Annotated in this window: 8 protein-coding genes and 1 pseudogene; 5 read left to right on the forward strand and 4 right to left on the reverse strand. The window is 59.7% G+C overall.

Annotated features, from left to right (window positions below; translation table 11 throughout):
- The first annotated feature begins 272 nt into the window (after nt 1-272).
- The 3 genes from katG (at nt 273) to ALP40_RS11840 (ending at nt 3,180) form a co-directional block, all read left to right on the forward strand.
- Nucleotides 273-2,543 carry a catalase/peroxidase HPI gene (gene katG, locus ALP40_RS11835; RefSeq protein WP_122208449.1) on the forward strand — a complete coding sequence of 757 codons (2,271 nt, stop codon included), beginning with the start codon at nt 273-275 and terminating at the stop codon, nt 2,541-2,543.
- Between the two features lie 137 nt (nt 2,544-2,680).
- The gene (locus tag ALP40_RS25550) at nt 2,681-2,848 is read left to right on the forward strand and encodes a hypothetical protein (RefSeq protein WP_181113495.1); all 168 of its coding nucleotides are present in this window, start codon (nt 2,681-2,683) and stop codon (nt 2,846-2,848) included.
- Nucleotides 2,849-2,931: 83 nt separating this feature from the next.
- Nucleotides 2,932-3,180 carry a hypothetical protein gene (locus tag ALP40_RS11840; protein WP_122208450.1) on the forward strand — a complete coding sequence of 83 codons (249 nt, stop codon included), beginning with the start codon at nt 2,932-2,934 and terminating at the stop codon, nt 3,178-3,180.
- A gap of 33 nt (nt 3,181-3,213) precedes the next feature.
- Here the strand turns inward: ALP40_RS11840 and deoC are convergent, their stop codons facing one another.
- A complete protein-coding gene (deoC, locus tag ALP40_RS11845; protein ID WP_122208451.1) occupies nt 3,214-3,894 on the reverse strand; it encodes a deoxyribose-phosphate aldolase in 681 nt (226 codons plus the stop codon).
- A gap of 101 nt (nt 3,895-3,995) precedes the next feature.
- On the opposite strand from deoC, the gene deoR reads away from it, so the two are divergent.
- Nucleotides 3,996-4,766 (forward strand): DNA-binding transcriptional repressor DeoR, encoded by a 771-nt coding sequence (deoR, locus tag ALP40_RS11850; protein WP_181113497.1) that lies wholly within the window; start codon nt 3,996-3,998, stop codon nt 4,764-4,766.
- 5 nt (nt 4,767-4,771) lie between these two features.
- Here deoR and ALP40_RS11855 read toward each other — a convergent pair whose 3' ends face one another.
- From ALP40_RS11855 to rbsK, 3 genes are read right to left on the reverse strand one after another with little or no spacing between them, the layout of a single operon-like run.
- Complete coding sequence (locus ALP40_RS11855; protein WP_122208452.1) at nt 4,772-5,839, reverse strand: aldose 1-epimerase family protein; 1,068 nt, start codon at nt 5,837-5,839, stop codon at nt 4,772-4,774.
- Nucleotides 5,836-7,167 (reverse strand): L-fucose:H+ symporter permease, encoded by a 1,332-nt coding sequence (gene fucP, locus ALP40_RS11860; protein ID WP_122208453.1) that lies wholly within the window; start codon nt 7,165-7,167, stop codon nt 5,836-5,838. Before fucP ends, ALP40_RS11855 begins: the two co-directional genes overlap by 4 nt.
- Nucleotides 7,168-7,196: 29 nt before the next feature.
- Nucleotides 7,197-8,123 (reverse strand): ribokinase, encoded by a 927-nt coding sequence (rbsK, locus tag ALP40_RS11865; protein ID WP_122208454.1) that lies wholly within the window; start codon nt 8,121-8,123, stop codon nt 7,197-7,199.
- 196 nt (nt 8,124-8,319) lie between these two features.
- On the opposite strand from rbsK, the pseudogene pilV reads away from it, so the two are divergent.
- Nucleotides 8,320-8,854: pseudogene (gene pilV / locus ALP40_RS11870) on the forward strand (shufflon system plasmid conjugative transfer pilus tip adhesin PilV); the annotation flags it as partial.
- Between the last annotated feature and the right edge of the window lie 17 nt (nt 8,855-8,871).

Raw genomic sequence — 8,871 nt, forward strand, 5'->3', positions numbered from 1 at the left:
CTTTACGAAGAAGGCTAATCTGGTGAGGCGTCGGCGAAAGCCGTGCGGTTTTACCCTGATTGATGAGATAAAAATGAGCTCAAGCTTGCCGGGCACGTTGTGAGTTCGCCTCGCAGCCATCTGTTCACCGCAAGGCAAGGTATCTGCAAGCCGGCTTGGCCGTTGACCTAATGGTCAGCCTGAATCCAGAACTAATTGAGTTTCGTCACTACCGTCTGAAGTCCCCCGAGTGGACTGGATGGCCGCATGCAATGAAAAAAGGTGTATCAAGCATGTCAACTGAATCGAAGTGCCCCTTCAACCACGCTGCTGGCGGCGGTACCACTAACCGTGATTGGTGGCCCAAGCAGCTGAATCTGAAGATTTTGCATCAGCATTCCGCGCTCTCCGACCCGATGGGCGAAAATTTCGACTATGCCAAGGAATTCAAGAGCCTTGATTTCGACGCGGTCAAACAGGACCTGCGCGATGCCATGACCCAGTCTCAGGACTGGTGGCCAGCAGACTTCGGCCATTATGGCCCGCTGTTCATTCGCATGGCCTGGCACAGTGCCGGGACTTATCGTACAGGTGACGGTCGTGGCGGCGCAGGTGCCGGTCAGCAGCGGTTTGCGCCGCTCAACAGTTGGCCCGACAACGTCAGCCTGGACAAGGCACGTCGCCTCATCTGGCCGATCAAGCAAAAATATGGCCGCAAGATCTCCTGGGCCGACCTGATCGTGCTTACCGGCAACGTCGCGCTGGAGTCGATGGGGTTCAAGACATTCGGTTTCTCCGGTGGCCGCCCGGACGTCTGGGAGCCGGAAGAAGACGTGTACTGGGGCTCCGAGACCACCTGGCTGGGTGGCGAGGAACGCTACGGCGCGCAGAAGAAAATGCAGCAACCGGGCGACGGCACACTGGTGGCCGAGCCGGAGAATCACACGAACGAAGAAAGCCGCACCGATAAGGGCGAGCGGAATCTGGAAAACCCACTCGCCGCCGTGCAAATGGGTTTGATCTACGTGAACCCGGAAGGGCCCGAAGGTGTTCCCGATCCGGTGGCTTCGGCCAAGGATATTCGTGAAACCTTCGGTCGCATGGCAATGAACGACGAAGAGACCGTGGCGCTGATCGCTGGCGGTCACGCCTTCGGCAAAACCCACGGTGCAGGCCCTGCCGACAACGTGGGTCCGGAGCCGGAAGCAGCAGGCCTCGAAGAACAAGGCCTTGGCTGGAGAAACAAATTCGGCAGCGGCAAGGGTGGCGACACCATTACCAGCGGCCTGGAAGTGACCTGGACTTCGACGCCCACAAAGTGGAGCAACGAGTACCTCGAAAACCTTTTTGGCTTCGAATGGGAGCTGACCAAGAGCCCCGCAGGCGCGCATCAGTGGACGCCGAAGAACGGTGCAGGCGCCGGCAAGATTCCGGACGCCCACGACCCGAGCAAGCGTCATGCCCCCAGCATGCTGACCTCCGACCTGGCGCTGCGTTTCGATCCGGCTTACGAGCAGATCTCCCGACGTTTCCTGGCCAACCCCGATCAGTTGGCTGACGCATTTGCCCGTGCCTGGTTCAAGCTGACTCACCGTGACATGGGCCCGCTTGCCCGCTACCTCGGTCCGGAAATGCCGACTGAAGAGCTGTTGTGGCAAGACCCGATCCCGCATGTTGATCACGCGCTGGTGGACGATCAGGACGTTGCCGCGCTCAAGGCCAAGATTCTCGCTTCGGGCCTTTCGGTCTCGCAGTTGGTTTCGACAGCATGGGCAGCAGCCTCCACCTTCCGGGGCTCGGACAAGCGCGGCGGTGCCAACGGCGGACGCCTGCGCCTGGCTCCTCAGAAAGATTGGGCCGTCAACCAGCCAGAGCAACTGGCCGGCATCCTGAACACCCTTGAGGGTATTCAGTCGCAATTCAACGCAGCCCAGTCCAATGGAAAGAAGGTTTCTATTGCTGACCTGATCGTACTGGCGGGTAACGCTGGTGTTGAACAGGCTGCAAAAAATGCAGGCCAGCACGTCACGGTTCCATTCACACCGGGCCGCGCAGACGCCTCTCAAGATCAAACCGACGTTGAGTCGTTCAGCTTCCTTGAGCCGATTGCTGACGGCTTCCGCAATTACCAGAAGGGGCATTACAAGGTTTCGGCCGAGTCGTTGCTGGTCGACAAGGCGCAACTGCTGACCCTGACCGCACCGGAAATGAGTGTGCTGTTGGGCGGCCTGCGGGTCCTGAACATCAACGCAGACCAGAGCAAGCACGGCGTGTTCACTGATCAGCCGGGCACCCTGACCAACGACTTCTTCAAGAACCTGTTGGACATGGGCGTCGAGTGGAAAGCAACGTCGGGTGCCAACGACACCTTCGAGGCCCGTGATCGCAAGACCGGCGCAGTCAAATGGACCGGCACCCGTGTCGATCTGGTGTTCGGTTCACATGCTCAACTGCGTGCGATTTCCGAGGTGTACGGCAGTGCGGATGCACAAGAGAAGTTCGTCAACGACTTCGTGGCGGTCTGGACCAAGGTCATGAACCTGGATCGTTTCGATCTGGCTTGATGCCTTCGGCCTAGGCGCTGTGCGAAAAGTCTGCGAACGAAAGTCAGGTAAAGAAGCGGAGTTTACGGGTTGTAAATGAGCGTTCCGCGCCTGCTTTTAACACAGCATCACGCAGTCACTTATCGTACAGAGCCTGCATGTTCAAGAACGCCTCCATCAATGGAGGCGTTTTTTTATGGTGGCTATATCAAGCCACGTTTTTACCACAGGACATCAGCCAGCCTAAAATCCGCATGATCAACCTGAAGATCGGTGGGATGAAGACGATGGATCGGCGTCGCCTCAACTGCCGGATGTCGGGTTAAGCCGGTCAGCCCGTTCAAACGCGAATGAACTGTGAGGCCCTCGCGGGGACTGAACTTAACATCCCCTTGAAGGAGCTAACCCCATGAACAACGACCAACTCAATCAATACGACGCCGAGCGCCTTCATCAGCGAGTAGCGGCCGAATTGGGCATTACTGCCGACGAGCTGACCACCTGGATGATCAACGATATCGAACGCGTGACCGAAGGCGGCGAGGAAGTCGGGCACATGGTGGTATTCCGCGAGTCGACCCCTGCGCAGATTCTCGACCGGGTTCAGCACAAGCAAAGCCATTTCACGGCCATGACTGGCGTGATCGATCTGCGTTAAGTGCTGCGGGCTTTGACGTCAAAGTCCGCAGACTCAATAGCCTTTCCCCGTACCCGCCCCTGTCACGATCGCAATACCGGAACTGGTGCCCAGGCGTGTGGCACCGGCTTGGATCATCGCTCTGGCTGTAGCCACGTCCCGCACCCCGCCAGACGCCTTGACGCCGATGTCAGGGCCTACCACACGGCGCATCAGCGCCACATCCTCGAGCGTCGCGCCACTGCGGCTGAAGCCGGTGGAGGTCTTGACGAATGCCACGCCCAGGTCGCGGCAGATTTCGCAGGCACGTACCTTCTGCGCCTCATCGAGCAGGCAGGTTTCCAGGATCACCTTGAGCGGCACCTTGCCACAGGCCTGCAACACCGCGGCTATATCGTCGCGGACCTCATCGAACAGGCCGTCCTTGAGCCAGCCGATATTCAATACCATGTCGATTTCCTGAGCTCCGGCGGCGATCGTCAGGGCTGCTTCCGACGCCTTGCTGGCACTCAGCCCGGCCCCCAGCGGAAAGCCCACCACTGCACAGACCTTCACGGCAGACCCGGCCAGTTGTCGAGCGGCGAAAGGCACCTGGCTGGAGTTCACGCACACCGAGTAGAAGCCGTGCTCTCGGGCTTCCACGCAAAGTGTGGCAATCTGCTCTCGGCTGGCATCCGCCGCCAACAAGGTGTGGTCGATGGTCTGGGCCAGTGCAGCGGGTTCTAGCGAATTCATCAAGGGATTCCTGTCATCAGTAAGACACTTGGGTGGGTACCCATAAGTTATAAAATTAACACTTGGTGTTATTCTAGCGACACCACCAACGGATTGCCGAGATGCCCATGGACGTCAAGAAAACCGACCGCATCAAACAGATTCAACAGGCCCTGCAAGATCAGAAAGCCATCCATCTGCGGGAGATGGCGGCGCTGCTCGATGTGTCCGAAATGACCTTGCGCCGCGACCTCAGTCGGCACCCCGAGCAGTTACGGCTGCTGGGCGGCTACATCACGCGTGCCCACGATGATCCCGAACCGGGGGATTACCGGGTCAGCGAGCAGGGCACCCGCCATGTCGAAGAGAAGCGCCGCATCGGCAAGCTGGCCGCCACTTTCATACGGCCCGGCGACACAGTGTTTTTCGACTGTGGCACGACGGTCCCCTTCGTGGTCGACTTCATTCCCGACGAGCTGGAGTTCACCGCGGTGTGCAACTCGCTCAACGTGCTGCTCAAGCTGCAGCAGAAACCCAACTGCAGCATCGTCCTGTGCGGCGGCATATTCCACCGCAAGAACCAGGTGTTCGAGAGCCATGCCGAAACCAGCATCCTCGATGGCGTGCGCATGACCTGGGCCTTTGTCTCGGCGGCCGGGGTCAGCCTGGACTACGGTGTCACTTGCTTCAATTTCCACGAGGTGGAGGTCAAGCAGAAAGTCATGCGTCAGGCCCGGCAAAGCCTGCTGCTGGCCGATCACTCGAAGTTCGACGCCGTACGCACCGCGCACTTCGGTGCCTTGAGCGATTTCCATTGCGTGATTAGCGACAAGAAAATCCCGCGTAGCTACCGCGAGACCATCGAGGCTAGCGGCACCCAGCTTGTGCTTTAGAAGCATCACGGTTGCAGCGTCCGGCGTTCGAGGGCATTCAGATAACCGGTGGTCAGGCTGAACTCGGCGCTGGCACCGGGCGCGAGGCTGCGCACATTGCCTTTGGCGAGTTCGGCGCGGTAGCCCTCCGGTTCGCAGGTGGCTGGCAGGACGAAGGCCGCCACCTGCTGATCGGTGTTATGCAAGATCCAGCGCGCAGCATGTTCAAATTGCCGGGGGCTGTAGCGAGTGTAGAACGCCGCGCCGTCGGGATGATCAAGGAAGAAGTGCGCCTGCCCTTGAGCGTCGCTGCGCACGTTGTCGAAGAAGCAGACGATTTCCGGGTCATACAGCGTCGGCGAGTCGAGTACCTCAAGGCGAGTTGGCTCCTGGCCAAGTTCAGCGATATAGGTGCTCCAGGCCGGCGTCGGTCGCACATGGGCCGGCACGCTGGTGCGCACCCGTGTGTTCTCGCAGCCCAAGGGTTGGGTGAGCCGAGCGCCGTCGACGTAGGCGTAGTTCATGTGCGCCATGTACATCAGGTCCATCGCCTTGCCAGCCAGATTGACCACCTGCATGCCGATCTCGAACAGCCCGCTGGCCGGGCGCAGGGTCACGCTCGGGCTGGCCCGGTAATGGTCACCGAAGCCCTGCACGTATTCGCAGGTGCCGCCGAGGCGTAGATAAGCGCCGTGCTCGTCTTCGCCTACTTGCAGCCAGGAATCGTCCATCGGCGCGCAGGGCATTTCGCCGTGCAGCGCATGATCATCCTCGGGCCCCGGGCAACCGTTGCGCAGCAGGCCGCTGTGAAACATGAAACAACCATAGGTGCCGATCACACTGGCACTGGGCCGCGGCTGGGCGAACATATTGAGCATGGTCAAATCAACGCCGTCGAATTCGGCCGACCAGATCATTTGCCCCTGCCAGGGCAGAATCACCAGCTTGCCGCGACTGTTTTCCAGTGACAGCGCCTTGACCCCGCTGGGGTAAGTCCAGGCACGCACGTTGAAATTCGCCGACTCAAGCAGCAGCCGACTGGTCTGGTCCCAAAGCTGTGGGTAGAGCGGCAGACGCAACGGTTCGTTACTCATTTCGAAACCGCCATTGCCGAGCCACCCGGCACCAATTGCGGCTGACGCATGCAGCGTACTGCGTACATCACGATCACCACGAAACACAGCAGCGGTACGCTATAGGCAATCTGCATGTTGCCGCCATTGGCATCGCTGAGCAGGCCTTGGAAGATCGGCATCACGCCACCGCCGACGATGCTCATCACCAGCAACGAGCCGCCGACACCGGTGTCCTCGCCTAGCCCATCGATGGTCAGACCATAAATGGTCGGCCAGCAAGGTCCGAGAAACACACTCACACCCACGGCGGCATACACCGCGGTGATGTTAGGCACCAGGATGGTGTAAGCCAGCAGCACGATGCACAGCACGCCATACACCGCCAGGACTTTAGCCGGGTGCATTTTGCGCATTAGCAGGTTGGCGACCATCTTGCCGATAAAATAGGCGGCAAAGGTGGTCAGCAGAAACCACGAGGCACTGCGCTCGTTCATGCCGCCCATTTGCATGGCCAGACGAATAGTGAAGCTCCACACCCCGACCTGCGCGCCCACGTAGAGGAACTGCGCCAGTACACCGAAGCAGAAGCGCGGATTGCGCCGCAGGCGGCCGAGGCTCTGGCCGATGCTGGTCCGCGGTTCGCTGACGGCGCCGTTGCCCTTGCACGCCGGGAAGCGGGTGATCGCGATCAGAATGAACATCAATATGAGTACCGCGATCATCCATTTGTACGGCAGCAGGGTCGACTGGATCATTTGCAATTGCTGCGCCGCCGCATCGCTGGCGCTCATGTGGGTCAACTGTTCGCGCGTGGCATCGGTGTCTTTGAACATCACGAAGCTGCCGACGTACACCCCGGTCATGGCGCCGAATGGGTGGAAGGTCTGCGAGATGTTCAGACGCCGCGTGCCGGTTTCCCGCGGCCCCATCAGTGTCGAATAGGTGTTGCACGCGGTCTCGAGGAACGAAAGGCCCGCGGCGATGACGAACAGCGCCATCAGGAACATGCCGTATTTGGCGGTCGACGCCGCCGGAAAGAACAGGGCGCAGCCGAACAGGTACAGCATCAGGCCGATGAGGATGGTGGTCTTGTAGCTGAAGCGACGCACCACAAGTGCCGCCGGAATGGCGACGAAAAAGTAGCCCAGGTAGAACGCCGACTGGACGAAAGCGGTCTGGAAGTCGCTGAGCAGGAAGGCCTTCTTGAAGTGTGCGATCAGCACGTCGTTCATGCTCGCGGCCGCCGCCCAAAGGGCGAAGATGCTGCAGAGCAGAAGGAACGCGAACCAAGGCGTGCGGTTCAGATAGAACCCGTCAGGGGTTTGTTGCAGCGCAGGCTTATTCATTATTGTTCTCCGCGAGATGCTGGTGAGTGTCAACTGGCCGATGCATCGAGGAAGCGCGCAAACGTTGGCGCATCGGGGTAAGAAGATTGAGTGCCGAGGCCGGTGACTGAGCAGGCGGAGTAGGCCACCGCCTGGTGCATGGCTTGGCGGATATTGCCGTCCTGGCTCCAGTGCCGGGCGAAACAGCCAATGAACGCGTCACCGGCACCGGTGGTGTCACGCGCCTGAACCCTGACCCCAGGTACCTGCCACTCGCCTTCGGCGCCGACGTACAGCGCCCCTTGTTCGCCCAGGGTGACGATGACGTGGCGTACGCCCAGCGCGACCAACTGGCGTGCAGCCTGAGCCGCTTCCTCGGCGCACGTCACCGGCTGGCCACTGATCAGTGCCAGCTCGCTCTCGTTGGGGATCAGGAAATCCAGCTGTGCCAGGTGCTCGCGGCTCAGGCCGGCCAAAGCCGGGGCAGGATTAAGCAGCACCGCGATGGCATGCCGGCGAGCGAAGTCGATGGCGTGGTAAACGGTCGCCAGCTCGATTTCCAGTTGCAGCACGATCAATGCGCAATCGCGCAACTGCGCCTCGGCACGGTCGATATCGGCCGGGCTCAGGTGGGCATTGGCGCCTTTGACGATGAGGATGCTGTTGTGGGAGTTCTCCTGAACGAAGATCGGCGCCACGCCGCTCGACACGCCCGGCACCCGTTCGACGAAGCGTGTATCAATGCCCAGCCGTTGAAAATTGGCCAGGGTGGTATCGGCGAACGCATCGTCGCCGACCTTGCTGAGCATCAGCACGTCGGCACCCAGCAGCGCCGCTGCGGCGGCCTGATTGGCGCCCTTGCCGCCGCACCCCATAGCAAAACGCGGTGCTTCGAGCGTTTCGCCCTGGGCGGGCATGCGTTCGATGTAAGTGATCAGGTCGACCATGTTGCTGCCGATGACTGCAATCTTGCTCATTGTTATTGTGACCTCACCAGCACCGATGGAAGCCTCAGCGGCTATTACATGTGTTATTTAAATAACATTTTTTGTGAGTATTCAATCTTTATTTTTGATGTGAACTTGCACTCTCCAACCACCGGCAAGGCGTATCGATGGACGTTCAGGATCGGAGACAGAGAAATCGCGCTATTGAATCAGGAACGGCGTCATCATGGCGGAGCCGTTGTTCGGCCTGATCATCGTTGCCGTCATGTCGGCCATTGGTGTAACGCTGATGGCCAACCAGATGGACTCACAGAGCTACCAGATCGCGGCTCAGCTACAGCAGCAGGTCGCTGATGCAGCCAAGTATTTGAAGGACAACTTCGCAACCGTCTGTGCCTCGGCAGGACCGACCACGCCTGTGACGACCACGCCGCAGATGCTGCGCAACACCCACTACCTTCCCGCTGGTTTCAGCAACACGAATGCCTTCGGTTTCGTCGGATATGGTCACTGCCGGAGGGAATGTCGACATATCTGGAACAGTAACTGCCCAAGGCAAGGTGAACGCAGAGGGTGAAATATAGGCAATCGGTCAACGCCGCTGCGAATCTCACCGCTGCCGCTGCTCATGTTTCGGAGGAAATGTGACAGGAGGATGGTTTCGACTACAGGGCGACACGGGTTGGTAACGCGAGAAATGGGGCGGTGACTGGCACATAAGCGACTCCGACTGGGTCCGAGTGTTCGCAGACAAGAACGTAAGCGCTCCATAAACCTC

The sequence above is a fragment of the Pseudomonas viridiflava genome (assembly GCF_003702045.1).
GTDB classification, from domain to species: domain Bacteria; phylum Pseudomonadota; class Gammaproteobacteria; order Pseudomonadales; family Pseudomonadaceae; genus Aquipseudomonas; species Aquipseudomonas viridiflava_C.

Excerpts from the sequence above, each read along its gene's own strand:
- deoC (WP_122208451.1), bottom strand. The coding sequence starts at position 3,894 with ATGAATTCGCTAGAACCCGCTGCACTGGCCCAGACCATCGACCACACC.
- ALP40_RS11840 (WP_122208450.1), top strand. The coding sequence starts at position 2,932 with ATGAACAACGACCAACTCAATCAATACGACGCCGAGCGCCTTCATCAG.
- deoR (WP_181113497.1), top strand. The coding sequence starts at position 3,996 with ATGCCCATGGACGTCAAGAAAACCGACCGCATCAAACAGATTCAACAG.
- rbsK (WP_122208454.1), bottom strand. The coding sequence starts at position 8,123 with ATGAGCAAGATTGCAGTCATCGGCAGCAACATGGTCGACCTGATCACT.
- ALP40_RS25550 (WP_181113495.1), top strand. The coding sequence starts at position 2,681 with ATGTTCAAGAACGCCTCCATCAATGGAGGCGTTTTTTTATGGTGGCTA.
- katG (WP_122208449.1), top strand. The coding sequence starts at position 273 with ATGTCAACTGAATCGAAGTGCCCCTTCAACCACGCTGCTGGCGGCGGT.
- fucP (WP_122208453.1), bottom strand. The coding sequence starts at position 7,167 with ATGAATAAGCCTGCGCTGCAACAAACCCCTGACGGGTTCTATCTGAAC.
- ALP40_RS11855 (WP_122208452.1), bottom strand. The coding sequence starts at position 5,839 with ATGAGTAACGAACCGTTGCGTCTGCCGCTCTACCCACAGCTTTGGGAC.